This window comes from Lysinibacillus sp. NPDC094403 (assembly GCF_050278745.1).
Taxonomy (GTDB): Bacteria; Bacillota; Bacilli; order Bacillales_A; family Planococcaceae; genus Lysinibacillus.
Map to the genome: position 1 here is coordinate 152,501 of NZ_JBNNTL010000002.1, position 25,983 is coordinate 178,483.

Consider the following 25,983-nt stretch of genomic DNA (forward strand, 5'->3'; position numbering starts at 1 on the left):
TTAGCAATAGCATTTTCGGGAAATTTTTCTTATCATTGAAATGCATGAATTCAAAAAAACTTTTTGACTGTAATGAGTTTTGTGTGTAAATCTTTTGAAATAGATATCAATGGCATCTGTTTTTATTTTTCTTAAACTCGAACCTCTTGCCTTAGGATTGATATAATCAACATATACCCTTGTATTGTGAAGGGATTCATCCCTGCAACATTAATAAGAAAGGTAGGATAACTCTTATGGTTTATCATTCAAAAGCAGATATCTTTTCTTTAATCTTAATATTCTTATTGATTTGGATATTGGGGGCTAGATCAATGCTTCCAATTATATCATTTTCAACAGTATTTATTATGTCTGTAATGTTTATAATTTCAGCAATTTTTATATGGTGGTACGCAAATTCTATTAAGTTTATTTTCTGTGAAAATTATCTTTTAGTTAAAGGTGGACCATTCAAAAGTAAAATTCCGTATCAAAGTATAACAAAGGTTTCTCCAACGATAGATAAGTTTACTGGTTATCGAATTTCATCATCTGATAAGGGACTTGAAATATTTTATAATACAGAAGCTCATGGTAGTATAAAAATTTTACCAAAAGATAAATTGAAGTTTATCATCGAGTTAAAAAAACGGTGTCCTCATGCACAGATTCCGCACAATCAGCAATTCGAGTAAATAGGTTAAAACCCTATGCAAATGAAAAATGAATGAGGTGAAAAATGAAAATCGAATTTTATGATATTGGTTCAGTAAATGATGAAAAGTTAGAAAACATTTGCTTTTATAAAAGACTATGGAGATTTGTACTAAAAGAATAAGGATGGGGAACTACATTTATTCAGGTTCCCCTTGTTATTTTTTTATTAACACAGCCTTTTTTAAAGGAGTCTTTTTAATTTATAGCAGGTTTGATGGGAATGCTTGTTTTATTGAATTGACAATTCTCTTAGTCGTTTTATATTTTGTTGGAACATCTCCGGTGAACTCCAATCTTTAAAGATTTCAGGTATTTCTAGATCCTCGTTTTGGTTACTTTTTTCTGCAATGGAAGTTAGTTCTGAAATGTAATTAATTATTTCTGAGATATCTTCTTTTGTACCTGTTGGACCGTGTCCGGGTACAGCCACGTCAATTTCTAGTCTTTCAACTTTTTTTAAGATATTGCTCCATCTCACAGGATCAGACTCTTCAAAAAACGTTGGATGACAATTCACAAATAATAAATCACCCATGAATATTACTTTCTCATTAGGAATATAAAGCATTGCATCACAAAATGAATGGCCTCCTCCCAACGTAAAAAGTTTTGCACAGCACTTCGTTCCTTGAAAGGTTATTTCATTGTTAAACGTTTGGTTCGGTAATACTAATTCTAATGTAGGTAAAGAATCTTTTAATTCATATAGAGAATTTATTTGGTATTGTATTGTGGGATCGTTAGTTTGATGTAGCTGTTCTTTTAAGGATTGAATATAGTCTTTTAAACCTTGAATATCATTTTTTTGTTTACTAAATCTTGAGGGGTGAACGTCTCTTATTTTTGAGTATGTAATTTGGCTTGAAATAATAATAGAATCTTTAAATGTTTGGTTGCCTCGAATATGGTCGCCATGCCAATGACTGTTAACAACCCATGTAACAGCTCGTTTTGTTATTTTTTCAGCTATGAGCTTTAAGTCTTCAGATGCTTGTTGTGTGTTAAATGTATCAAAAATGATAACTTTATCGCCTAAATCCACAAAACCTGCATTTGCTACAGCCCCGCCGCCTTCTTTAGCTATTGCTGCATAAATACCTTGACTAATTTGTTCTAGCTGAAAGTGTTTACTATAAAACGCATCATTCATTTAACTCACCTCTTATTTTATTTAATTCCCTATATTCTATAATGATTAAAACAATACCTTTAAAAAGTTGCTACATCTGTATATGTATCCGTTGTTCCTATAATACATGTGTTTTTATATGGTAAAATATGATAAAGTTTTATTTTTGCCAAATGCTAATTTATCAGGGCAGGGAGGATAGCTGCTCTAGTTGAAATTTTAAGGCTCGTTAAAAACGAACCAAGAATATATGCAAATGTAGTCCAGTGCAATGTTGAGAAAAGATGGCTACAAAGAGTGATAAAGTTAACAGTTGAAAGGCAGGTGATTCTGATGGATAAACAAAAGCAGGACATTACATTCCCAACTAAAGATGGGGTGTTCAATATGAGGGTGGGCGCTATAATTCTCCGTGATGAAAAAGTGCTAATGGTTAAAAATAATCGTGACCCTTACTACTACTCAGTCGGGGGAAGAGTGAAATTACAGGAAACTTTGGAAGAAGCCATTATCCGCGAATGCTTTGAAGAAACCAAAGTGCATTTTGAAGTTGATCGTTTAGTGTTTATTCATGAAAACTTTTTTCCACTTCAAAGTGATACATATGGAGAAACGCAATTTCATGAAATATCATTCTTTTATTTAATGAAATCAAATGAAGTCGAACTGAAGTGTGAAAGCTACACCAGTGATGGTATTGAAGAAAGGTTAGAATGGTTACCTATTTCAAATCTTCAGGATGCCTTTCTATTCCCTGAGTTCTTTAAATCAGAACTCGCTTGCTTGCCTGCTGCAATCAAACATTTCGTAACCGTTGAAGAAAAAAGTACATAAAAGAAAACAGAGAGGATTTTCTCCTCTCCAGTTAAGTCTGCTTTAATTATTGGCATTCTTTTTCTCTAAGTAATCCAAAATTCCCATTGCCGAAACAATAGTATCGAAGGGGATTGTTTGATAAACCGGATGATTTTCTACGATGCCATTTTCCTGTAAATAGTTGTGCAAAAGTTCCTTTAGGCGTGTATCTAAAAATTGTACTTGTTCTTTAAAATCACTAGATACCGTTAACGCCTTTTCCCCTTCAGCTAAAAATAGCGGTGTCCAATAGCGCACTTGTCTATAAGCTTCATCTGGATTTTTATAAGCACCGAAATGACCAAAATACAATTCTGTAGCATTTAAGGTTTCATAAAGCTGGATTGATTGCTCCATCGTATCTGGATCATACTGATTTGGTGATGTGGAGGGAATAATCAAATCGATCGATTCGCTCTCCATTTCCGGATAACGCACACCAGTTGTATCTCCAACAAACAATCCATTCGTAGCGGAATAAAGCATGGAAACATGATGCTTTGCATGACCTTCTGTATGATAAAACGTTAGCTGATGTTGACCTAAAGATAGTACCTCCTCATGTCCAATTTCTATAATGCGTTCAGCATCAATAGGTACAATTGGATCAAATAGACGATCGAATTCTACTCCGTAAACACTCTTTGCACTTGCGATTAGGCGACTAGGATCAACCATATGAGATACACCACGTGGATGTACAACGAATTTAGCGTTTGGACAGCTTTGTAAAAATAAGCCTGCACCCCCAGCATGGTCTAAATGGATATGTGTAACAATTACATATTGAATATCCTCAAGATCAATATGTAATTCATTTAAACCTTCTACTATATACGGCATAGAAGGACTAGCAGAAGTCTCGATTAATGTGATTTTTTCATCGATAAGCAAATAAGAGCTTGTACGTAGTTCACGATTTAAATCATGTGTATCAATACAATAAAAATTTGGTGCAAGTTGTTGGACTCTCCCCATTTAATAATCCCCCTTATAGTATCGAGAAGTGTTAAATATTCTCTAATATGCATTTTTTATCTACAAAAAGTAGAAGTTATACTTTATAATAATAGAAAAACACACTGAATGTCCATTCATTTTTAAAGGGGGAACTATTTATGGAGAAAAAAATTCGCTACGATACACGAAAAGTCCATCGTGTTAATTTAGCCATCATTTCAATTTTGGCTGTTTTAATTTGTGGACCGATGATAATTTCAAAGGGCATTATGTTCTTATTTGTTGGACTTGCCGTTATTGCATTAGCCGTTTGTAATTACTTCTTACCAATTAACACGTATGTTAAAGGATTCATTTTTGGAATGATTCCTTCGAGTGTTGTCTTTACGTTATTTTTAGTCGATAGCTTTTCATTAAATAAGCATTATATTTTACTTTGTTCGGTGGCCATTATCGCCCTTTATTTTAAAAAAGAATTACTATTATTTTTTGGCGTGCTAACAAACATCAGCTTCCTGATTCTTTATATTGCTAATCCTAAATCATTATTAGGTCCATTAGATGATTTGACCGTATTCATTACGCTACTTGCGATTATGAATGGTGTTATTCTTGCCCTTTATTTAATAGCAAAATGGGGCAATGAACTAATTGAGCATGCTACTATTCAGCAAAACGAAGTGAAGTCGTCATTACATCAGCTAGAGAATACGTTTCAGGAAATTGAAAAAAGTAGTCAAGCATTGGATGAACACGTTACACAATTCCAACAAACTATGCAGAGTATAACTGGGACGAGTAAACAAATTCTTTTAGCTACTGAGGATATTTCCGCGAGTATTCAGCAGGAGTCATCTAGTCTACAAATGATTCATGGCACGATGAAGGAATCTGTGCATTTTGTTACCGAAACATTCGCTATTTCAAAGGATACTGTTTCTAAATCTACTGATCTGCAGCAGGAGATTTTAGTAGGGTGGGAGAAAATGCAGGATGCGATGCTGCAGATGGGAGTTATGAATCAAGCGATGAGTTCTACAGCTGAAACTGTAAATGAGCTACAGACTAGTTTGCAAACCGTAGACAGCTTATTAAAGGGCATACAGCATATTGCAGAACAGACGAACCTACTTGCCCTTAATGCTGCAATTGAAGCGGCAAGAGCAGGGGAGCATGGTAAAGGTTTTGCCATCGTTGCAGATGAAGTGCGGAAACTAGCGGAAGAAAGTGCCGCTATTACGGTAAGCATTACGAATGTAACGAGAACTTTGTTCGAAAAATCAACAGAAGCTCATCAACGCTCTGATGACGGAGAAAAAGCGTTACAACAAGGGGAAATGCTTTTACAAGATGTGAGCAACTTCTTCACTGTTTTAAAAGATTCATTTAATAAAGCCAATATAGATTTAACTAGAGGGATGAATGAATTAAGCAGCGCCATTACCCAATTTGGAACCATCCAAGTACAGATTGAAAAACTGAATGACATGACTGAACAAAATGCAACTTCCACAGGGGAAATTGTGCACTCGGTAGAGGACGAACATAATATGCTAGAAATGATGACGAACACAACTAGTCTTATTCAGGAAATAAGCGATACTTTAAAGACACTTGTTATGAAAAAGGAAAGGGGATCCTTTTAATAAATTAGAAGCCTACATCAAGGCTTAGGTAATAACCGATATTTCCAAGCATGGAAGCATTCTGTCAACATATAGGCTCCTATCTCTTCGTCAATTTAGAAATTATTAATTTTCAGACTAAGGATTGATGTAAATAGGTTGAGTTTTTTATATATTATTTCATAAATAATGATGAAATAGGAGAATATTGACATGATAAAAGGTTTATATGAAGCACATTTACCAGTTAGTAATTTAGAAAACTCGATTGTATTTTATCAAAAGTTAGGGTTAGAACTCGCCTATAATAAAGGAAAGGTAGCTTTCTTTTGGATCGTTAAAGGAGAAAGTTGGTTAGGTTTATGGGAAAGTGATAGTGTTCAAATAAAATACCATCCATCTATCCGACATTTGGCGTTTAAAATTGACGAAGAAGATCTTGAGCATGTAAAAGAGTGGTTGTCTTCTCTTGGCATTGAAGTTCGAACAGAATTTGGCCTTACTTCAGAACATCAACCTCTAGTACTATCAAACAATCCTCATGCGCATGCTGCAATCTATTTCTCAGACCCAGATGGAAATTCATTGGAATTAATTACACCGTTGAGACTAGATGATATTGAAAGTTTTGATGAGATGTCTCTTGAAGAGTGGAGAAAACGTTATTCCGTTTAAGCTTTTAGAGGATTTTGCGTAATTCATTTGGACATCAGTTGGTAAATATTTCTATTACAGTGAAAGAGCCTTATACCATGATGGTAAGGCTCTTTCTGTTACTAAAAATTATATTTTACTGTTTCATTGTTACATTTTTCATTTTATTACTGTCATGCTTATAGTTAAAAGTTATTGCAAAAATGATGGCCAAAACGAGAGTATACGCCCCGAAAACCAACCAAATGTTTTGCCAATTCCTCACGCCTTCAACTGTAAAATAATCAACTACTTTTCCACTAATGATAGCTCCTAAATAGGCGCCTATTCCATTGACCATTGTACTAAATAATCCTTGAGCGCTGCCGCGAATACGGTGATCGACTTCTTTTTCTACAAAAATGGCTCCCGAAATATTAAAGAAATCAAATGCGCAACCGTAAACAATCATTGATAACAACAATAGTAATAATCCTCCGCCAATCGGGCTTCCATACCCAAAGAAAACAAAACGTAATGTCCATCCCACCATACTGATCAGTATTACTTTTTTAATGCCATACTTACTTAAAAAAAATGGAATGGTCAGAATAAAGAATACCTCTGAAATTTGTGACACTGATAATAAAATAGCTGGATATTTAACAGCAAAGCTATTTTTATAATCAGGGTTCAACGCGAAGTCATGTAAAAACGGATCTCCAAATGTATTGGTAATTTGAAGTGCAACACCTAATAGCATTGCAAAAATGAAAAATAAAGCCATTTTTTTATCTTTAAAAAGAACAAAAGCATCAAGTCCCAAAAGGCTGACCAACGACTTGTCCTTTATTGCATTAGAAGTTGGGCAAGCAGGAAGAGTAATTGTGTAAAGTGCAAGTAACAACGAAGAGCCGCTCGCTATCAATAGCTGAATATTACTTAATTCGATTTTGGCAAGACTAATAATCCACATCGCAAGAATAAAACCAATTGTCCCAAAGACACGAATAGGGGGGAAGTCCTTTACAATATCAAAACCCTTGTTCTCCAGGTAAAAATAAGAAATTGTATTCGATAAAGCAAGTGTCGGCATGTAGACGATTGAGTTAAAGAGCATTACCCAGAACATCGTGGTAGGATCTGAAATTTGAGCAGCTGTAAATAGGGTAATTGCACCGAGGAAATGCAAGATTCCGTATAAAACATTTGCTTTTACCCAACGATCTGAAATTATGCCTATAAGACTCGGCATAATAATGGCTGCAAGACCGTTAGAACTATACACAATTCCAACTTCGGCGCCAGTAAAATGCAATGTATTGATCATATAAGAACCAAACGTAACAAGCCATGATCCCCAAATAAAAAACTGAAGAAAAATCATAATTTTAAGACGTAATTTTATATTCATTTTTTCCTCCTAGAGAAGGTGATGGAGTTATTTTTACTTTTTCGGTAAAAATGAAATAACAATGATGCTATCCTATAATGTTTGTTTTAATGAATTCATTATGCATGAAACGTTCAATTAAAAATTTTTTTGTCGTATTTGAGGAAATATAAAGCACCTTCTTCCATTATTCGCTACCTCTAGAATTGTTGAGATAACTAAAGCATTTGCTCCTAATGTCAGATTCATGCGAATTTTAATTTGGGTGTCGTCATGGTGGTATTTGGGTATTGGCTATTTTGAGATAATATCGAGTAAAAGATAGTGAAATAGCCAATTTTTAATCCGCTTATTTGCAGTTAACGATACTTATATATTCGGGATTACAACATCTCACGTGTTCATATCAATGAAAGCAATAGCATTGATAAAACCGAACTATTAACATGTGCCATTTTTATTTCAAATTTTTCACTGAATGCTTTTTTTCAAAATTAATAAATTCGTAAGAAATGAGTAAGAAAAAAGAGAAAATCGATTTGTACAATTTAAAGTAGAAAATGAAAGGGAATATTAAACGACTCATGTGGCAATTACCTGTTATTGGTGGTATGAAAAGCATTGAAGCTGGCTTTGGTGACTCGGTAGGATAGCTAAAGTGAAATGAGGGACGAGGTGCAATAGGCAACGCTCACACAAATCGTCCTTTCGAAGTGAAATGTGCAGGAAAGTACATATTTTGGTAAAGAACTATATTTAAACCTAGAATCAGAATAAGGGAGAAGTTGACATGCAATTAGCAAATATTTTATCTATAACATCAAGCACACCATTTTTTAATATTATATCAATAGTATCTATTGCGATTGGATTATGTCTGATCATTTTTGGACTTATAAAACAAAGAAAACATAAAAAGAGTACGCTAGCGACATGTTGTATTGTTTTTGGCTTTTTAGTTATTATTACACATACAATTCAAATCATTGTGAGAACAAATTAAAATGCTATTAAAAAAAATAAAACAGCTAAGTTGTGGCAGCAATGGTATTTACAAAGTTAAGGAAATAACAATATTAAAAAGCCCAATTTCTCAGTATAAAATTGAGAAATTGGATTTTTTTTGTTACTTCGGTAATGCGTTCGATTTTATATACTTCTTGAACACTTGCACTCAATACTGGAAAATTCAGCTCATATTGTGGATCTTTATGTAAAAAATTAATGATCGAATCGTTGACCTTTTTAGCACCTCGCCTTCGGTGTTTTGAATGCCATCAAATAAGGTCAGGGAAGGAGAGCCGACATTATCAGCTACATTTCCTAAAGTGGCTGAAAAATAAACATCCAGAATTCTGAGTATGCTAATTTGGACCTCACTTACTTAGTACTTATCTTCAATGAACTTCGAGAAGAACGGCAGTCTTTTTCTAATTGAACTAAGGACTTATTTCAAAATAAAATAGACAGTATATTGACTAAATCGAAAAATATGATACGCTTAAATTAGACAGTGAACTGTCTAAAACGGAGGATAAATATGGATATATACAAAGAAATTTTTTTAATGCAGCAAACTTACGCTACTTTATTTTCTCTTGCAAATAAAATTCAGGTAAAAGGTGACAAATTCCTTGAACTTTTAACATCAAGACAGTATATGGCAATGGTGGCAATTGCGCATTTACCTGAAGATGAAACTACTTTGAATAATATTGCTAGAAAATTAGGTACCACAAAACAGAGTACGAAACAGTTGATTACAATCATGGAAAATAAGGGTTACGTTAACGTAGTTCCTAGTAAGAAAGATAAACGTGCGGTTAACGTAATAATCACTAAAAATGGAAAAGAGGTATTGCTTGTTGTTGCGGAAAAAGGAATCTTCTTATTGGAAGACCTTTTTAAAAAATTCTCAACTGAGGAATTGGAAACAATGTGGGACCTTTTAAAGAAACTTTATAGTTTTGACGGTGAAGAACAAGATGGATTTGAAGAAGAGGGTAACTTGAAAATGGATGAAGATAACAATGAATTACAATCGAGAGTAATGAAGGAATTTGAGAGACGAAGAATTCAATCAATTAATAATGGAAATAAAATGTGAAAAATAATTCGGATCGGCCAATAAATATCAATATAAAGGAGAGCGATCATTATGTTTGAAATAAGTGATGAAACGCTAAGATTAATAAAAAAGACCTGTAAAGGAAAAAAAGATATTAAATTAACTGTAGGCTATTTAGCAGACAATAATACAGTTATAAAAATTTATAATGAAGATGGTGAACTCGATTCATCAAAAAAATTTCATTATGAAATTGGCTCTATTACAAAGACTTTTACTGTATCTTTGCTATCAAAATATGTCTTTGAAAACAAGTTGTCCATAAACGATTCAATACAAAAATATATAGAAGAACTTAAAGAAGACGAGTATTATCCTACATTGCTCCGTCTTGCTACTCACTCTTCTGGATATTCAGAAAGACTACCATTAAATAAACGGGAATATTTTAACCTAATTTTAGGTATGGTTAGTGGTGGTGATGATTTTAATAGGAATAATCCATTAAATATGGACTTTAACAAAATGAAAATGCTAATTGAAAAAAATAAATTGAAAGAAATGGATTATTCATGTGAATATTCAAATTTTGGTATGTCACTTATTGGTTACGGGTTGGGAATTGTATCAGGCAGGGGATATTGGGACACTATGAATGACTTTCTTCATAATGAGCTCGGTCTAAACGATACTTATTTAGGTACATCAAATAATAATTTACGTGGTTATAGCAGAAAAAATAATGATTGCGGTAACTGGAAATGGAACAAAGAAAATCTTATATCACCAGCGGGTGCAATAAGTTCAACTGCTGCTGATTTACTTAAATATGCAAAAATAAATATTTACGAAGATAAACCTTATTTGTCCCTTTGTCATAAAAAACATGGAAATGGAACAAAGAAGTATGATATGGGTCTTGGGTGGTATCTTTTAAAGAAAAACAATAATGTTATGTTGCATGGCGGTGGAACAGGATGTTTTAGTTCATTTTTAGGGATAGATAAAGAAAAGAAAGTTGCCTCTGTAGTTTTGGCCAATTATCAGTTAGGTAGAAATGATGATGAAAATATAGGAATTTCCTTATTAGAAAGTCTACAAAAATCAAAAAACATATAAGAATTACCAACAAAAAATGATGGAGATTAATCTATCATGGTTCAACTTACTCCTTTTATTTTCAATAAAAGGAGTGTGAAGCAAATCACTTAAAGGCGAGTGCTGTAGAGGAATATTTAATCGATTTTAAAGACGCCTTTTCCTTGCTATTCTATAAAAGGGCACTATTTAAAGGAAAATACATTAGTTTTGAATGTAAAGTAGTAACGGTTGTTCTGATATATCAGTCATATCGCCTTAACAATTTTAATGAATATTAAGAAAATGAGTAACAAAAAAACCCCTAATCAGGGGTAACACAAGATATAAAGAGGCTGTCGGAAATTAACTTACTACACACTGTTAATTCAACACCAAGGACTTTCATTTTTTTTTTTACTTTTGCGATTAGAGGCGAAAATTGCGATAAAAGTACCTGAAAAAACAGTAATCCATAAAACTAAACTCATTTTTATTTGCTCCAATCGTTGGTTTAATAAATTGATACGCCAGAGTATGATAAAAATTTCAAGAAGATGAAAGCAATGATAAACCAGAAAATATGCACAATTAAATTATCTCGTTATGTATTTTATGAGGAAAGAAAAAAACTTGGTGGGAATATACCTACCAAACTTCAGGGATTATTTAGTTCGAGATTTTTTAAAAGAAAATACAGCTATAACTGCTATGACAAGAATTATCCAAAACAGTTTATATTCCGTCATCACACGCTTCAGTAAACTAATGAACAATATGAGGAAATAAACTATAAAAAGGGTCACCGGAGGATTGTGACCCTTTGTAAAGATAAGACGGGAATGGATAATAATATCCTAAAAAGTTATGAGCATTATAGGCGGTATTGGGTATTAATAACCTTTATGCATGAAAGCAGCGCCGACAATAATCAAAAGAATGAATAGAACAACAATTAGCGCAAATGCTGAACCAGTCCCACTTCCATAATATTCGGACATAGTAATTTACCTCCTTCCTATAATCCATAATATGAATTGTTGTTAAAAGGAACCGCGATATTTATCCACTTAATAAATTTTATTAATAAAATAAATATCCTAGTTATATCTCAAGAGATTTAATGAAAAAGGTCATTCTTCTAAAAGTGTAATATGGTGATGTAAAGCTAAATATGCTTTACATATTATTCTCGTTATTTGTGATTGGCATTAACAAGGGCTCTTTAGTTAATACATGAAAGTGGTGCCGACAATAATTAAAAGAATAAATAGAACGACAATTAGAGCTAATGTTGAGCCACCATGACCGCCGCCGTAATAGCCACCGTCGTAATAGCCACCGTTGTAATAACAATTGTAATTGTAATTACCCATATTACCGTAGTATCCCATGATATTTACCTCCTTTAAACAAGGCCATGATATAGCTCGTGAGATATAGGGGAAGTCCAAAACGAACGTAAATCGTTACCTCGCTATTAAATTAATATCTTTTTGAACAACGTTGAAGATATAAACATTTCGTAACCAACACTTCAGTTGTAAATTTTGCGTTTAATAAATCGGTAATTTTAGGGAAACTAAAAGACGTTTGGTCAAAATCTACGGAAAAACGGGCTCATACCTGGAAAAAATGGCCTACCTGGAAAGAATGGTCTGCCTGGAAAAAATGGCCTACCGACTGGGAAAAACGGGCTCATGCCTGGAAAAAATGGTCTTCCGACTGGGAAAAACGGGCTCATGCCTGGAAAAAATGGCCTACCTGGAAAAAATGGGCTCATGCCTGGAAAAAATGGTCTTCCGACTGGAAGAAACGGGCTCATACCTGGGAAAAATCGACGTCCTTCATCGAAACGCATTGGAAAACGCATTGGATTTACCATTTTTTAACTCCCTTCAATAGATATAGTATAGGCTATGTTTAATCAATGAAATGGCTTAGACTAAGACACAAATTTGGGATATTTTAAAGGACTGTTATGTAAAATAAATGTATTCAATTTCGGTGTGATATAAAAATTATTATTAAATGTAGCGTAGTTCAATAGTTGAATAGCTCATTATTATGTTGGTGTAAGCAGAGCTGTGGATAGATTAGTTATTGCAACCTCTAATTATCAAAAGCGAATAGAGCAATAAGAGCAGCTAAATTGATTTTAAAAATATTGAATTAGAAAAAGAACATCAATTTATTTAACAAGTATCCAGGGGTTATTATTGATTAAAACTTTATTTATAAAAACATCAAGGATTTTAGTTTGGTATTTTTATCATCTGTACATTCTTGTCCATGTACAACAGATTAAACAACAAGGGCATGATATAACTCGTGAGAAAAAAATGAAATATTAAATAAATATCCAGATGTAAGGGAAGTTCTTATTCTTTTTAGGGGCACTTTTCCCTTATGCTCTTAATGGCTATTATTTAGAAATTATTTAATCTATTATATTTGGACAAATAGAATATAAAACATTTGTATAATGTTTTATATATTAGGATAAGCCCTAGTGAGATAAATGTGCATGTGCTTTATTGGAGGTTAATTAACGAAAAGCACACCACGTTTTTTCTTCTGCAGCTAGTCAGCTTTTAAACGAAAAAAAGACCGTTAAATTGACGATCTTCGTTATTAATTAAATCTACCCAATTGCATTACTTTGCAATTTTGTCACGGTACAAAACAAATGAAACTACGTTTAATAATATAGTAACGCTGACAAGTATTGCTGAAACAAAAGCCATAGTACCCATTGTATCCATCAGAGAGGTAAAATCTTCATTCTTCACCAATATATAGCTATAAAAAATTTGTAAACTAATTGCAATTGCGCACGCGCTAAAACTAATCATAGAAAATGCGACCCATTTCTTGCTCTTTTGTTTTTTAAATCCTAAAAGATTAACAAATGAGGCAATCAAAGCTACTAATCCAAGTATTATGCTAAATAAATTAATCATAATAATACTTCCTCCTCATATCTTCAAACGAAAAATTGTTAAATAAGTTACCTACTAATTACTTAACATTTGTTCATAATTATTGTAAATAAACTTGTGAGGGAGAGTTTAAGGAGTTGACAATTTTATTACACCCAAACCCTCTTGGCATTGTCGTGGTTAAAAAAGGATCCCCAATTTGTATGCGAATGGGGACTCTTTATTGTTGTTTAATTACATGTTATAACACTAGTTGCTTTTTTGCTGGTTCTATATTCCAAGGAATTTTATCTGTATATGGCGGAATAGGTCTAGCGTGACAATTAAATTGCTTTTTCAGGGATTCTTCATTTTTCCAGTCGTAATAGTGAGAAAAGTTTTTCTTTAATTCTCAAAAGTTACTCATTTAAAAAATAATGAGTGACTTTTTTTGACATGCTTCACGATTTTAATAACGAGTTGTAAGTTAGTTTTTCCTACTATTAAATTTCCTGTCCGAGAATACTGAATTTTGGTTTTTAATTTACCATTATTTTGCTGTGGTACGATTTTAATAAAAAACTCCTCGTACCTCGGTTTGTACCTCAAGTTGTACCCCAGTTAAAAACATTTAATTACACTTAAATTAAAAGGTATAAAAATGTACTTTCAGCGAACCCTTCATATTATGCACATCAAAAAATTAAAAGCATTATGATACAAACTAAGGTCATAAGGATTACTTATGATAATAATATTATAAACCCCTTGAAACTAAAGGGGCGGGGAGGGGTTTACCATATTGGTGCCCCAAAAAGTGCCCCATTTTAAAAGAGTTTAATTAAAATTCACTATATTGCTGAGAATTTGCATAGCCTGTTTCTCTTTTTCTGCGAAAGAGTGTGCATATGTTTTAAACAAAGTCGCTGTGGTCATACCAAGAATTTTTGCTATTGTAGTAGGTGGTGTGCCAGCTGCAATTGAAATAGTAGCAAATGTATGCCTTAAACCATGTGGAGAAATTAGTTTCACATCATAAATCTCATGCGTTTGTAACAAAGTTAGTCTGGCAGCATTTTGATTCAATGGTTTACATGTTTTACTAATAAAAACTAAATCATCATCCTTGTGTTGCATTCCATATGCTAGTTTCCTTTCGATGCACCATTTCCTATATCGATCCAACTGAAATGCTAAATCATCTGTCATATCAATGGAACGGATACTATTAAGCGTTTTTGCCGATCTTTCTCCAAGAACGTCACGAGTACGGTTGATATAAATCAATTTATTTTCAAAATCAACCTCAGACCACCGCAAGGCTTTTGCTTCTCCTCGTCTCATTCCTGTAGCTGCAAGGATTGCAATTAAAGTATACCTAGAAATATCACAAGATTGTTTAACACACTGTAATAAATATTCTAACTCTGTAGGAGTTAAGTAATTTCCTTCAACCTCGTCATTATTTTGTTTTTCAATACGAGGTAATTCGGCTTTTAAAATGCGATTCTTTTCTAATATTTCATCTTCTACAGCTGCATTTATACAACCAATGAAAAAATTATGATACGTTTCAATACTTTTTGGAGCGGCAATAGGAATTAATTTATCGATAAATTTAGACTGATAAATACTTTTTGTAAGCCTCGATAATTTATATTGACCAATTAAAGGCTTAATAAAAGTGTCGATGATATTACGATAAGATTTAGGTGTAGTTCCTTTCCAATGAGACAACTTGCTTTCAAAATAAATTTCGACCCATTGAGAAACTATCATATTATCGTTAACTACAATTTTTTCGCCACCATTCAATATGGTAGCTTTTATAGCAGTTAAGGCACGTTCTGCTTCAAGGCTAGTGTTAAAGTTTTGTCTCTTTCTCTCTCTTCGCATACCGTTAGGGTCATAAAACCTATAACGATATGCGAATTTTTTCTTTTTATTGGTATTCAGGTACCAATAAATGTTTTCTTTTTTTGTAGGATTTAGTTTATATCTAGCCATTTTCGATACCTCCATAAAGTTACACTGGCAGGTGAAATTAGTATAGGATAATCAGGTTTCACTCCTCTCAATGTCCGTTCTCCCTGAGTGTATTAATCATCTCACATTCCGTAGACGAATATTATGCCTCTTCTGCATAATTCGTTTATTGTAATATTGTGTTAAACGCTTCAAAGCAAATTCATATTCAACGTTAAACAATTCCTGAAGATTCAACACCGTATAGGGTGTGCAATCATATAGTTGCAAATCTTTTAGCATGAAGGTAGGCATACATGCATGATACATAAAATTATTGGCTTTATGCTCCTGATATTCACGAAAGAGGGGAGACATATAGAATTGATCCCCGGTATGTAGTAGTACATGAGCTAATTCGTGACAAAATTCTTGCCATTGTTGTTGCTGGCTAAGTGTTTCATCTAAGAAAATAAAAGGTTGTTCGTTAGCAAATAATGCTTGGCTAGAGTCTGACCAATAAAAAACTTTAATCCCTGAATTTTCAGAAATTTCCTCGTGATCCAGAAGACTAGGAGTGATTATTCCCATTTGGGTGTAAAACTCCTTAATGTATTCTTCTAGATGACTGTGATAATGCATAATAACACCTCTCTTAGGAATGTATGTTCCCTTTTTGTAGAAAGATAAACCCCCACATTTTTGAAGTGGGGGACGTTATTAATGCGTGATGTATAAAAATATTGTCTTTATGCTCCTCATTTTTATGGAAGAGGGAATACGTATTCTTGCCATTGTTGCTGCTTAACAAGTGATTCGTTTAAAATAAAAGGTCTATAATACTAACCTAGAATCGGACCAATAAAAAACTTTAATTATTTGTGAGAAGAAATCCTTTATGAAATCTACTAAATAACTATAATGCATCAAAATTATCTCCACAAATCATTTTTAGAACATATGTTCTTTTTTAGTTGTGATAAAACCCCACTTTTAAAAAGAGGGGTAGTATAATTAAACAATATTTACGGAAACATATATATTCGATGTTTTCCAACTCAGTAGGTTTTCAGTGTTCTTTTCATATATCATAACTTCATCAAAAATCAAAGAGGAATGGGGAAACTTATGTTGGAAGTGAATGACATTATGGCTATCCTTTTCTTCCGTAGTCAAAAATAAAATATTGCTTCCATGGCTATTTAATTTAGCAATTACATCTAAATAATGGTTTGTAGCATGGAGTTTTTCGACAGATAAAGTTTGCATTGTAGTTATCCCTCCTTTGAAAAGCGTTGAATTATGCTATTTAATTTATCACCAACAAATCTCTTTGCATCAGCGTAGTCTTTTAACGTGTAAAAGTCAATGGGCTTTTTAAATTCATTGAACAGACTAACCCTAATATTTTTAACAATATAACTTATATTGTTAATTTTGTCTAGTGTCTCGGGGCCAACATGAGTATTTAATAACTCATAACCATCTTTTTCGATAGTAGTTTTTTCAAAAATAGTTTCTACTTGTTGATTTATCCATGTAGTAAAATCACTTCTTAAACTCATAGCAAGAATCTGATCATGGAAGGTATCGTTGTTATTTACAATTACTTGCTGAATTTCTTCACGTTGTTTTCGTACCAAAGTTGTATAATCTTCTTCTGATAACACTCCGGCATTCTTTAATTCTTCATATTGAGTAATTTTGGCATTGTAAATTTCTTCAACTTCTTTTTCGATTTTAGCTTTTTCCCTTAAATAAGTTTCTACACCTTGAGTAGAAAAACTGTCTATATTACCAATGGTAGTAGCAGAATGTTCTGTAACAGCAAGTGTTAGTTCTTGAAAATCTTTATCTGAGAACTCTTTATCACCAGATGTAGTACCAAAACTTCTTTTTTCAACAAAGCCTAATTCATCAAATGGTAATGAAAGTTGTTCATATAAATTTGTTAACTGATTTTTCATATCAGTTGCTTTTTCTCGCTGATTTTTATAATATTCCCAAAGTTTTTCAAGATTTAGTTCCCGGTGGTAGATAACATTACAAATATTATCAAAATCGTTACCCTCATGTATTTTTCTTAGTCCTCTTCCAATTGCTTGGGCATATGGACCAAGAGTACGATAAGGTCTGAATATGGATATAATCGAGATATTAGGGTTATCATACCCTTCACCTAGTAATTGGATACTTACCATAACTTTAAAATCACCCTTAGTAAAGGCTGCAATTCTTTGCTCGTTTTGGTTAGGCGATAAAGATCGAGTACTTACATAAGTTGCTGAGAGCCCAGCATCATTAAACCACTGACAAAGATTTTTAGCATGTTGATCGTTACATGCAATTGCTAATATTTGATGGTTTTGTTCACTATTCCGTTGTTTAGTAATATACGTCTGTTTGGTGAACTCTATAACATCTTTAGAACTTTCTTCAGACATGGCAATACTAGTACTAACCGCATCGCTACCTAATAGAAGTTTGGCATCTTCTAAAGTTAGTTCTTCACCATCTTTTCGAGTAAAAGTTACATGATTTGGAATGGCTTCTTCTTTAACAACTTCTTTTAATAGACCATCCTCTATTGCTTGACCTAAACTATATTCATAAATTGGGTCTAATTCATGACTAATTATGCTTAAATTATCACTTCTAAACGGAGTAGCAGTTAATTTAATTACTTTAGCGGTATTAAAATAATTTAGAGACTCTTGCCACATATCTGCAGCCACATGATGTGCTTCATCAACAATAATAAGGTCAAAGAAATCATGAGGTAATATGTTTTTTAAATTTACTTCTTCGGAACTCCCTACAATTTTATGAACGTTAGTAATAACTAAGTTGGCTTGTTCTAATAATGAAAGAATAATTTCTTTAATACCTTCTTTTTCAGGATTAAATCCTTCGTACTTATAGGATTTAGGTAACTTTGCATAATCATATATAACCTTTTGTTTTATCCAGAAAGTTTTTTCAGGGTTATCAGCAGTGTTGAAATGTTTATATACTGCTGAGCGAACAGTTTTTCCAGGAGTAATGATTAACACACGTTTACTTGATAATCCGTAAGGTAGAAGGGCCATAAGCCCAGATTTACCAGAACCTGTAGGCATTACTACAAGCGATTCTCTGTATCTAGGATTATCTTTAAACTCTTGATAATGAGAGACTACAGCTTGATAAGCTTTAATTTGAGCAGGGTATAAGTTAGTATTTCCAATAATGTTTGCATAAGAAGCCTCGAACATATAACATCACTCCCAATATTTTTAGATATTTGCCTTACTATTGATAAACCGACAAACTAATATATAAGTTTTAATCATAGTGTCAGTAATTGTTCCATAAATGAGTAAGCACCTGAGGTATTATTAAATTGAATATTTTATAGTTGCTTTTTCTGAAACGAAAACCCATTTATGTAAACCTCCTTATAAACATAAGTACATTGGACTTGCGCAAATATAACTATAAATGTTGTAAAAAAATATACCGTATCCAAAATAGTATATATTTTACATACAAGGGTTGTTTTAAAGGACATGTCATTTAAACATGTCCTCTTTCAGATATTATTTTGACACTTAAAAAATAATTTTAAATCATTTATAAGTAATGATTTAATTACTATCATTCTTAATAATTTCCCACATCTTACGCAACTTCTCAAATATTCTTAAAAATTTTACTAAATATTTGTATAGTGTAATCTAGTATTGACTATTATCTTCCACATGGCATCCTGAATTAGCCTAAAATTTTTTTCTTTTCTTCTAAAAATTCTTCTTCAGTTAAAATCCCTTTATCTCGTAAATTCGCAATTTTTTCTAAATCACCATATGGATCGACTGACGTCGATAATTTCTTTTTATCATTAGTCATTCGACGGTTATCTTTGCTATCTTGCATTTGTTTTTGCACAACATCTATAAACTTTTTTAAACGATCATCATTCAAAATGTCATCAAATGTTGTACGTAAAGGTGGGGTGTGGATTGTCAATTCTTTTTGAGCAATACCATCAGAGGCAAGAAAAATTCCTTCCATATAGTTATAGTGAAATGACTTATAGAATTGGATGATACCCTTTTTTGCAACAAAAACTACTCGCATATTTGTTGCTATCAAAAGTCCTTTTTTTTCTGAATTTCCAAAATCGTATTCAGCTGGTAAAGAGGAGAGTACAATTTCGTTCGCCAACTGCACAGTACTTTCGAAATAATGAATTGTTGGCTTATAAAAAGCGTAATTCATTCTATATAGGCTAGTCCCCACATATTTCTCTCGCTGTTGGATATCCTCTTGTTTTGTACGTTCTTTTGCATCTATAACAGCTTGTCTCTCTGGAGTCTTTTCAAATGTCCCCATTATTTTTTTGAAAAAGCTCATTTTGTCACCTCGTATTTATTTTTCCTGAAATGAATTGCGGATGCTAAAAGAATAATATAAAAACATAAATGTTTAATATTTGAAATAGTGGTGCTGTTAAAGGACATGTTATATAAGCATGTCCTTTATCTACATATTATTATGTTACTTTTTAAAACAATTTTTAAAATCATTTATTGCAAATGATTTAATTATTGTCATTCTTAATAATTTCCCACATCTTCCGAAGTTTCTGTAAGTCCTCTTCACGGTTTTTAGGTAATTCCTTATACCACTTTCCCAACGTTGGGTTGTTGGCGAATGCTTGGAACTCTACTTCGTCTTTTTCTTGTGGTGATAGTGTAGGGATGTCTGTGCGGCCAAGAAGATAATCGGTGCTGACTTCTAATACGTTTGCTAAATTAAGTAGCTCACTATCTTTAACGGGCCTCTCATTAGATTCAATTCGATTCATGACGCTTACATTTAAATTAATTCGACTAGCTAACTCTCGCTGCGTCCAACCTCTTTTTTCTCGTAATGAGATTATTCTTTTTCCTATTTCCATGTTTTCACCGCTTTCAGTGAGATCATATATTAAATATATCATGTTTCCGTTTTAGAAATAAAATAATTTCTAAATTAGAAATTTAATGATTGAATTTCTAAAACAGCAATGTTATATTGTTACCAAGGAGTTGCTAAAATAGAAATTATTTGTGAGGTGAAATAAATTGAAAATCTTTAATTTGGAGTTTATTAAACATCGTAGACAGGAGTTGGAAATGACACTCCAAGAGGCAGCAGATTTAATGAATATGAAGAATGCCTCCACTTACATGAAGTATGAAAATGGAACATATTCTTTCAAAGCAGAGCATCTTCCTTTACTAGCAAAAATCTTGAAATGTAACACGGAAAGTTTTTTTATTAAAATGGTTGCTAAAACAGCAATTCAAGACTACGTGTCTATTTTAAATTTGCACAAAAAATGAACAAGTCAAAACAGCATAGTGTTCTTTTTTTCAATCAAACTATATAAATCAAAAGGTGGTGTAGTTATGAAAAAGAAGTCTACTAAGCAACTTCACGAAGAGTTAGTAAATCGCGAAGGTGTAATAGAAATCATTGTTGGACCGTACGAAAAATTCACCATTGTACAAGGCCAGCGAACTCAAGAATTTATTGGCCCAGCACGTGTGTTAATTAACCAAGATTAAACTCGTGATTAGTTAAATAATAAGGTGCTATGGTAGCCACTTAAGAAAGGGGCAATGATATGTCAACAGAAAGTGTATTGGTTAAAACACTTTTCGAGATGTCGGGCATTACGTCTGAAAAAGTAAATCAGATGTTAATAGCAATCGCTAATGATGCAGCTAAACCAATAATTCTGTTTTGGGATATAAACGACATTATTAAAGCGACGACATTCAGTCGCAAATTTTTGGAAGACCACATTTTAAACGACCCACGTATACAGCGATATGAACGCCAACGTGAAAAAGGTGGTAAACGTGTCTGGTTAAAAGAACCGACATCAAAATTATTACAAGAAATCATTATGAATGAATGGTATTAAGTAGATGCACTGGCAGGTGCAATTTAATAGGAGAGGCCAGGGCAAATGGCCTCGTCAAACTACCAATCTATTAAGAGGTTGGGGCAAATCAACCTCTTATCTCAATATTAAAGCTAACTTAATAGAGAAACAATGCGACGGATGCATAATATGCACAAACTGCATAAAAAGGGTGAAAAAATATGGAATCAGATGTTGGAGGACTAATCAGAAAGTGCCGAAAGAAAGCGAAACTTTCGCAAGAGATGTTTGCAGATTTGATGCACACTACACAATCAACGATTAGCCGTATAGAACAAAACCTCATTTCATGTGAGGCAACATTCTTAGCTAAAGCAGCAGCAATAACAAATTCACAAGATGTTGTAATAGCAGCGTTATTTAGCGCTGATGCAGCAATACAATTTTTACAAACAGTACCAATGTTTATAGGAGGTATGTTCAGATGGATGTTATGAAAATAATCAAGCATCGCAAGGCAATCTACGGAACTATCGGTGCAATGGAAGTAAATCTGGTTATGGAAGATTACGATGTAGCGATTGAAAGAGCCTACGACATTATTCGTAGTTTAGAAGCATTACAGGCTAGTCAGAAAATTAATTACGAAGTAGATATTGTTATTAATAGTCTTCGAAAGTTGGAGGTGCCAAATGTTCAAGTTTAAAAAATGGGAAAATTTATCTTTACAAGAGCGCTTGGTTTTAGTGGGTAAGTGGTGGATCAGATGGTGAAATGGCTAGTGAATTATCTTTATATGCCAGATGATGGCCGAGATCAAAAACATAAGGAGTTTTGTGTGATATGTGGGTTAATCATCATAGCCATTGGAGTACCAGTGATTATCTCATGCTGGCAATAAAAAAGCTGCTTAATCATGTGCAGTGATTAAACAGCAGACTACTTATACAAGTCCAGTATACCACAAGGAGGTCATAACAGTGGATGAAATCATAAACAATCTCAAAAACGAAGCACGAGCTTTATATGAAATATATGCACTTGATAAAGAAAGCGATATAGCACAAGCAATACACAATATCATCGATGCGGTGAATGTTTTAGAAAGAAAAACATACGGTCAAGCCATGACAACGGTGTATGACCTTAAATAAAGAAAGCTGCTTAACAGTTTCCTGTTAAACAGCACATGGATATTGTAAATATAAAACAAAAAATAGGAAAAAGTCAACAAATTCATTAGACGTTTGCGAGAGTATCTCGCTCCCGTCAAGCAGTTTGCAAATGGTTGGTTAGCCGTTTTCTCATTGGAATTTGCAAGCTGCTTGATGGGACAACCATCAAGAAAGGACAGAGAATTTAAAAAGGACTACTGTTCCAGCAGCAGTCCTTAAAAGAAAATTTACAAAATTAGTTACCATGTATTTTACGTCACTGTCCTCAAAAAATCAACTAGGAGGGAAGATATGATTTTTTCTGAGAGTAATTCTAATATTTCAGCAGCACTAGCTAAAGCTTGGTCGGCTATTCAGACACCGAAGCACAATGCAACAGTGAATGTAAAGACAAAAAGGGGTGGTACTTACAAATTTGAGTATACCGATTTAAACGGAATTCTTGATGCAGTTAGACCTATTTTTATTAACAATAAATTATCAATTATGCAGAACAGTTATTCAACTGTAGAAAGCAATTTAACAATGGCTTGTGTGGAAACAATTTTTTTACATGAGTCAGGTGAGTATGTGAAATCTTATCCTCTTAAATTCCCAGCGGCACAAAGTATGCAGGATTTTGGTGGGCAAATCACTTACATGAAGCGATATAGTTTAGCGGCGATGCTAGGAATCGCCACAGAAAAAGACGATGACGCAAACGGGGCTAGTGGCAATGATTATCAATATATGAATCAGCAACAAAAACAGAATAATTACCCACAGCAACAAACACAAACGAATCAACAAGGAGATCAAAATCAGGGATCTAAAGCTGTTAATACCGAACAATATAACCATCTAATAAAGGTGGTAAGTGAAGTAGCCAACACTTTTAATGCAGATGGTATGGCGTTTTTCAACGGGGCACTTCAACAATGTAGGATACCTGACAAACATCCGAAGTATTTAACTGAAAGAGAAGCGGCTATGGTTATCAACTATGTATTAAATCTTAAGCCGCCACAAGCACAATGAATGTGCCGAATAGGGTTCTTTTACCACGATGGGTATTCGACCAAGCGCAAGGAAATGAGGAAGAATTAAGACGTTTAGTGCTCCAATACATGCAACGGTATCCAAATTACAAAGTTATCAAAGTAAGTGGTAGTTTTGCTGTTTGTGAGCGCTTAGACGGATTTTTATAGGAGGGGCAATGATGGAGAGTAGAAGCATCGTAAGAGTAGAAAAAAATAAAGATTATACAGTTATAAACAACACGTCCATCCAAGATATAAGACTTAGCTGGAAAGCTAAAGCGATACATGTATTTATGCTTTCCAAGCCTGATAATTGGACTTTTTATAACGAGGAGATACAGCAATGGGCAAAAGATGGCAAGGACTCGTTTACAGCCGGATTAAGAGAGTTGCAGAAATATGGATATGTAAAAAAAGAACGCCGTCGTGTTGAAGGTGGGAAATTTGATTACGTAACAATTGTTTATGAAGTACCGTGTATGGATTTACCGCATACGGAAAACCCGTCACCGGAAGAACCGCATACGGTAAAACCGTCGACGGATAAACCGTTAACGGAAAACCCGCAACTACTAAGTACTAATACACTAAGTACTGATTCACTAAGTACTAAAACAATAAATAATAATGATGATGATAAGGGGTCTGCTTACGCAGCTTCAAAACCTCCAACTCCACCAAAACAAAATGCATTTGCATTTTACGAACAAAATCATTTTGGTGCATTAGGCTCTCTAATCACATACAAAATTGATACTTGGATTAATGACATGTCAGAACCGATAGTTATACATGCCATGGAGAAGGCTGTTATTAACGGTAGAAACAATTGGGGTTACGTTGAAACGATATTAAAAGACTGGTGGAATAAGAAACTGTTCACACTTGAGGCTATCGAAGCGGAGGACTTGCGTTGGAGGGATCAACGTATAAAAGTAACTCAACAACAAAATAGACCTCAAAGGGCTTATCAGCAACCTAGACGTGAAGAGATTGTACCTGAATGGTTTAAAAACAGAAATAATGAATCTGTTCCAAAGCCCGAAGAGTCATCGAAGAATACAGAACCAGTTGACTTTGAAGCAGAGCGACAAAAAATATTAACCATGTTAGATAGGGGGCATAAGCAGTTTGAACAAACACAAAAAAATTCGTAACTATCTGATTAAGACCATTCAAGCAAAAGGTCAATCTGTGAGCAATCTAACCGATAGAGCCTTGATTAAAGCCATTACAAAGCATTAGGAGGTAACATGACAAATTGTCTGTAAATAAATCGTGGAATGCACTTGGTAATGAATTTGTGAAATGTCCAGTCGATAATTGTGGTCATATTGGTACCATCATCACTAAGACTCACTGTAAATTAGTGCACAATATGACACGTGATGAAGTAAGAAAACGATATGGAATGCCAAAGCGCGTGACTAAGGTACAAGAGAGTGTGAGCAATGGCATTGCAACAAAAAGGGAGGTTATAAAATGATTAATCGTGTTGTATTAGTTGGTCGTCTTACTAAGGATCCGGAACTTAGATACACACCAAATGGTATTGCATCATGTAGATTCACATTGGCAGTCAATCGTACATTTACTAACGAACATGGAGAACGTGATGCTGATTTCGTAAATTGTGTGGCTTGGCGTAAACAAGCAGAAAATCTAGCAAACTATCAACGAAAAGGAAATTTGCTAGGGATTGAAGGGCGTATCCAAACAGGAAGTTATGAGGGACAGGATGGTAAGCGTGTTTATACTACTGATGTGGTAGCGGACATCATTCAGTTTTTAGAGCCACGAGCAAACTCAGGTGGTCAACCGAACGCACCTCAATATTCAGGACAACCATTCGGAAATAACCAACCTGCATATAGCAGTGGTCAACCACAACAACAATTTGGTGGAGCTATGCCTAGACAAAATTCATTTGAAAACAATACTTATCAGCAAAACCTACCACCGATGAATCAGCCGAACTATGCACGAGTGGATGAAGATCCATTTGCAAACAGCAGAGGACCTATTGAGGTATCAGAGGGTGATTTGCCTTTTTAAAATTGGAGGAATTTCTCATGTTTAAAGTGAACTATTGTTAGTTTGCCTTTTATGACAGGGTATTTAGAGCGAGATCCTAGTGAATTAAGTGAAGTTCGTGAATTGGAATGGATAGTGTAGGTTACGACCGTATCCCTACAAAGAACAGCAGCAATTATAGCAGGGAGGGGCTTAGATGAGCAATACAGTTAATTTCGGTGCATTATGTGATGGAGTATACATCGTACAACAGGGGACAATTGTAGAGATTCTAAAGCCTAAAGAATATGGACAAGACATGATTCAATGGCAGCATGGCAAGGTGTTTGAAGTGAGCGAGAGCAACCGTAGACGTGTTGGAGTAAAGAAGAAATGATTTGAGGGGGGGGATTGAATTTGCTGAAAATGGTGGAAGAACAAATGGAAGCTTCTTTAAGAAAAGTAAAGGAAATAGCAACTTTAAATTGAGGAAAAGCACGAGCTGAACATTTGGTTGTAGGAGTAAAAGATGAT

General features: G+C 33.7%; 32 protein-coding genes. 20 read left to right on the forward strand and 12 right to left on the reverse strand.

The window, feature by feature from the left end; genetic code table 11:
• Positions 1–314: 314 nt before the first annotated feature.
• Positions 315–677: a PH domain-containing protein gene (locus tag ACQKMV_RS04970; RefSeq protein ID WP_427502653.1), complete on the forward strand. Its 363-nt coding sequence runs from the start codon at positions 315–317 to the stop codon at positions 675–677.
• Between the two features lie 251 nt (positions 678–928).
• On the opposite strand, the gene ACQKMV_RS04975 is transcribed toward ACQKMV_RS04970, so the two are convergent.
• A complete protein-coding gene (locus tag ACQKMV_RS04975; RefSeq protein ID WP_427502654.1) occupies positions 929–1,849 on the reverse strand; it encodes an MBL fold metallo-hydrolase in 921 nt (306 codons plus the stop codon).
• A gap of 312 nt (positions 1,850–2,161) precedes the next feature.
• Between ACQKMV_RS04975 and ACQKMV_RS04980 the strand changes: the two genes are divergently transcribed.
• Positions 2,162–2,662 (forward strand): NUDIX hydrolase, encoded by a 501-nt coding sequence (locus ACQKMV_RS04980; protein WP_427502655.1) that lies wholly within the window; start codon positions 2,162–2,164, stop codon positions 2,660–2,662.
• 42 nt (positions 2,663–2,704) lie between these two features.
• Here the strand turns inward: ACQKMV_RS04980 and ACQKMV_RS04985 are convergent, their stop codons facing one another.
• A complete protein-coding gene (locus ACQKMV_RS04985) occupies positions 2,705–3,661 on the reverse strand; it encodes an MBL fold metallo-hydrolase (RefSeq protein ID WP_427502656.1) in 957 nt (318 codons plus the stop codon).
• A 140-nt stretch (positions 3,662–3,801) separates the two neighbouring features.
• Here ACQKMV_RS04985 and ACQKMV_RS04990 point away from each other — a divergent pair, with 140 nt between their 5' ends.
• Positions 3,802–5,289: a methyl-accepting chemotaxis protein gene (locus ACQKMV_RS04990; RefSeq protein ID WP_427502657.1), complete on the forward strand. Its 1,488-nt coding sequence runs from the start codon at positions 3,802–3,804 to the stop codon at positions 5,287–5,289.
• A gap of 192 nt (positions 5,290–5,481) precedes the next feature.
• Positions 5,482–5,943, forward strand: coding sequence for a VOC family protein (locus ACQKMV_RS04995; protein ID WP_427502658.1), 462 nt, complete (start codon positions 5,482–5,484; stop codon positions 5,941–5,943).
• Between the two features lie 115 nt (positions 5,944–6,058).
• Here the strand turns inward: ACQKMV_RS04995 and ACQKMV_RS05000 are convergent, their stop codons facing one another.
• Positions 6,059–7,315: a nucleoside permease gene (locus tag ACQKMV_RS05000; protein WP_427502659.1), complete on the reverse strand. Its 1,257-nt coding sequence runs from the start codon at positions 7,313–7,315 to the stop codon at positions 6,059–6,061.
• Positions 7,316–8,084: 769 nt separating this feature from the next.
• Here ACQKMV_RS05000 and ACQKMV_RS05005 point away from each other — a divergent pair.
• The 3 genes from ACQKMV_RS05005 to ACQKMV_RS05015 all read left to right on the forward strand — a co-directional run bounded on the left by ACQKMV_RS05005 (position 8,085) and on the right by ACQKMV_RS05015 (position 10,481).
• Entirely contained in the window at positions 8,085–8,297 is a 213-nt protein-coding gene (locus tag ACQKMV_RS05005) for a hypothetical protein (protein WP_427502660.1), read from the forward strand.
• Positions 8,298–8,834: 537 nt separating this feature from the next.
• Complete coding sequence (locus ACQKMV_RS05010; protein WP_427502661.1) at positions 8,835–9,401, forward strand: MarR family winged helix-turn-helix transcriptional regulator; 567 nt, start codon at positions 8,835–8,837, stop codon at positions 9,399–9,401.
• Positions 9,402–9,452: 51 nt separating this feature from the next.
• Positions 9,453–10,481 (forward strand): serine hydrolase domain-containing protein, encoded by a 1,029-nt coding sequence (locus ACQKMV_RS05015; protein WP_427502662.1) that lies wholly within the window; start codon positions 9,453–9,455, stop codon positions 10,479–10,481.
• Positions 10,482–11,332: 851 nt separating this feature from the next.
• On the opposite strand, the gene ACQKMV_RS05020 is transcribed toward ACQKMV_RS05015, so the two are convergent.
• Together ACQKMV_RS05020 and ACQKMV_RS05025 are read right to left on the reverse strand one after the other, a co-directional pair.
• A complete protein-coding gene (locus tag ACQKMV_RS05020) occupies positions 11,333–11,440 on the reverse strand; it encodes a YjcZ family sporulation protein (protein ID WP_427502663.1) in 108 nt (35 codons plus the stop codon).
• Positions 11,441–11,668: 228 nt separating this feature from the next.
• The gene (locus ACQKMV_RS05025) at positions 11,669–11,833 is read right to left on the reverse strand and encodes a YjcZ family sporulation protein (RefSeq protein WP_427502664.1); all 165 of its coding nucleotides are present in this window, start codon (positions 11,831–11,833) and stop codon (positions 11,669–11,671) included.
• Between the two features lie 199 nt (positions 11,834–12,032).
• Between ACQKMV_RS05025 and ACQKMV_RS05030 the strand changes: the two genes are divergently transcribed.
• Positions 12,033–12,344 carry a hypothetical protein gene (locus ACQKMV_RS05030; protein WP_427502665.1) on the forward strand — a complete coding sequence of 104 codons (312 nt, stop codon included), beginning with the start codon at positions 12,033–12,035 and terminating at the stop codon, positions 12,342–12,344.
• Positions 12,345–13,096: 752 nt separating this feature from the next.
• Here ACQKMV_RS05030 and ACQKMV_RS05035 read toward each other — a convergent pair.
• From ACQKMV_RS05035 to ACQKMV_RS05065, 7 genes are all read right to left on the reverse strand, one after another.
• The gene (locus tag ACQKMV_RS05035; RefSeq protein ID WP_427502667.1) at positions 13,097–13,402 is read right to left on the reverse strand and encodes a hypothetical protein; all 306 of its coding nucleotides are present in this window, start codon (positions 13,400–13,402) and stop codon (positions 13,097–13,099) included.
• A gap of 795 nt (positions 13,403–14,197) precedes the next feature.
• Complete coding sequence (locus ACQKMV_RS05040) at positions 14,198–15,367, reverse strand: tyrosine-type recombinase/integrase (protein ID WP_427502668.1); 1,170 nt, start codon at positions 15,365–15,367, stop codon at positions 14,198–14,200.
• A 96-nt stretch (positions 15,368–15,463) separates the two neighbouring features.
• Positions 15,464–15,967 (reverse strand): ImmA/IrrE family metallo-endopeptidase, encoded by a 504-nt coding sequence (locus ACQKMV_RS05045; RefSeq protein WP_427502669.1) that lies wholly within the window; start codon positions 15,965–15,967, stop codon positions 15,464–15,466.
• Positions 15,968–16,339: 372 nt separating this feature from the next.
• Positions 16,340–16,594 carry a hypothetical protein gene (locus ACQKMV_RS05050; protein ID WP_427502671.1) on the reverse strand — a complete coding sequence of 85 codons (255 nt, stop codon included), beginning with the start codon at positions 16,592–16,594 and terminating at the stop codon, positions 16,340–16,342.
• Between the two features lie 5 nt (positions 16,595–16,599).
• Positions 16,600–18,579, reverse strand: coding sequence for a DEAD/DEAH box helicase (locus tag ACQKMV_RS05055; protein ID WP_427502672.1), 1,980 nt, complete (start codon positions 18,577–18,579; stop codon positions 16,600–16,602).
• A 499-nt stretch (positions 18,580–19,078) separates the two neighbouring features.
• Positions 19,079–19,720, reverse strand: coding sequence for a PH domain-containing protein (locus ACQKMV_RS05060; protein ID WP_427502673.1), 642 nt, complete (start codon positions 19,718–19,720; stop codon positions 19,079–19,081).
• Between the two features lie 187 nt (positions 19,721–19,907).
• Positions 19,908–20,267, reverse strand: coding sequence for a helix-turn-helix domain-containing protein (locus tag ACQKMV_RS05065; RefSeq protein WP_427502675.1), 360 nt, complete (start codon positions 20,265–20,267; stop codon positions 19,908–19,910).
• A 166-nt stretch (positions 20,268–20,433) separates the two neighbouring features.
• Between ACQKMV_RS05065 and ACQKMV_RS05070 the strand changes: the two genes are divergently transcribed.
• The 12 genes from ACQKMV_RS05070 (at position 20,434) to ACQKMV_RS05125 (ending at position 25,846) form a co-directional block, all read left to right on the forward strand.
• Positions 20,434–20,694: a helix-turn-helix domain-containing protein gene (locus ACQKMV_RS05070; protein WP_427502676.1), complete on the forward strand. Its 261-nt coding sequence runs from the start codon at positions 20,434–20,436 to the stop codon at positions 20,692–20,694.
• Positions 20,695–20,760: 66 nt separating this feature from the next.
• The gene (locus tag ACQKMV_RS05075; RefSeq protein ID WP_427502677.1) at positions 20,761–20,919 is read left to right on the forward strand and encodes a BC1881 family protein; all 159 of its coding nucleotides are present in this window, start codon (positions 20,761–20,763) and stop codon (positions 20,917–20,919) included.
• Between the two features lie 59 nt (positions 20,920–20,978).
• Entirely contained in the window at positions 20,979–21,281 is a 303-nt protein-coding gene (locus ACQKMV_RS05080; RefSeq protein WP_427502678.1) for a hypothetical protein, read from the forward strand.
• Positions 21,282–21,463: 182 nt separating this feature from the next.
• The gene (locus ACQKMV_RS05085) at positions 21,464–21,739 is read left to right on the forward strand and encodes a helix-turn-helix domain-containing protein (protein WP_427502680.1); all 276 of its coding nucleotides are present in this window, start codon (positions 21,464–21,466) and stop codon (positions 21,737–21,739) included.
• A complete protein-coding gene (locus tag ACQKMV_RS05090) occupies positions 21,736–21,948 on the forward strand; it encodes a hypothetical protein (protein WP_427502681.1) in 213 nt (70 codons plus the stop codon). Before ACQKMV_RS05085 ends, ACQKMV_RS05090 begins: the two co-directional genes overlap by 4 nt.
• A 60-nt stretch (positions 21,949–22,008) precedes the next feature.
• On the forward strand, positions 22,009–22,143 hold the full coding sequence (locus tag ACQKMV_RS05095) for a hypothetical protein (RefSeq protein WP_427502683.1): 135 nt from the start codon (positions 22,009–22,011) through the stop codon (positions 22,141–22,143).
• Between the two features lie 79 nt (positions 22,144–22,222).
• Positions 22,223–22,396: a hypothetical protein gene (locus ACQKMV_RS05100; protein ID WP_427502684.1), complete on the forward strand. Its 174-nt coding sequence runs from the start codon at positions 22,223–22,225 to the stop codon at positions 22,394–22,396.
• A 312-nt stretch (positions 22,397–22,708) separates the two neighbouring features.
• On the forward strand, positions 22,709–23,434 hold the full coding sequence (locus ACQKMV_RS05105) for an ERF family protein (protein WP_427502685.1): 726 nt from the start codon (positions 22,709–22,711) through the stop codon (positions 23,432–23,434).
• A 181-nt stretch (positions 23,435–23,615) separates the two neighbouring features.
• On the forward strand, positions 23,616–24,593 hold the full coding sequence (locus tag ACQKMV_RS05110; protein WP_427502686.1) for a DnaD domain-containing protein: 978 nt from the start codon (positions 23,616–23,618) through the stop codon (positions 24,591–24,593).
• A gap of 104 nt (positions 24,594–24,697) precedes the next feature.
• Positions 24,698–24,922, forward strand: a complete 225-nt coding sequence (locus ACQKMV_RS05115; protein ID WP_427502687.1) for a hypothetical protein — start codon at positions 24,698–24,700, stop codon at positions 24,920–24,922.
• Positions 24,919–25,491 (forward strand): single-stranded DNA-binding protein, encoded by a 573-nt coding sequence (ssb, locus tag ACQKMV_RS05120; protein ID WP_427502688.1) that lies wholly within the window; start codon positions 24,919–24,921, stop codon positions 25,489–25,491. The genes ACQKMV_RS05115 and ssb overlap by 4 nt, the downstream gene beginning before the upstream one ends.
• 175 nt (positions 25,492–25,666) lie before the next feature.
• A complete protein-coding gene (locus ACQKMV_RS05125; protein ID WP_427502689.1) occupies positions 25,667–25,846 on the forward strand; it encodes a hypothetical protein in 180 nt (59 codons plus the stop codon).
• Positions 25,847–25,983: the final 137 nt, after the last annotated feature.